This is a genomic window from Streptomyces lancefieldiae, assembly GCF_031845825.1.
GTDB classification, from domain to species: Bacteria; Actinomycetota; Actinomycetes; order Streptomycetales; family Streptomycetaceae; genus Streptomyces; species Streptomyces lancefieldiae.
The window spans coordinates 1-244 of the sequence record NZ_JAVRFH010000461.1 but is presented as its reverse complement, the minus strand read 5'-3'; the positions used below and the strand labels follow the sequence as shown (position 1 = coordinate 244).

The 244-nt window shown below is 68.0% G+C and carries 1 protein-coding gene; it reads right to left on the bottom strand.

Annotated elements, in window-relative coordinates; all coding sequences use genetic code 11:
• Nucleotides 1-244, bottom strand: a 244-nt coding sequence (locus tag RM812_RS42950) for an acyltransferase domain-containing protein (protein ID WP_311586569.1), incomplete at both ends; no start/stop codon positions are given.

Sequence of the window (244 nt, the reverse complement as noted above, 5' to 3'; positions counted from 1 at the left end):
GACCCCCCTCACCACGGCGCAGCGAACCCACCGCACACACCTGCCGGCCCACGGACTCCGCCGTCTCCTGCACCGCACCCGTCAGCACCGGATGCGCGCCGGCCTCCACGAACACCCCGAAACCATCAGCCAGGAGACGCTCCACCGTCTCCTGGAACCGCACCGGCCGACGCAGATTCCGGAACCAGTACTCCGCATCCAACGACGCCGTATCCACGACACCGGCCTCCACCGTCGAATAGAA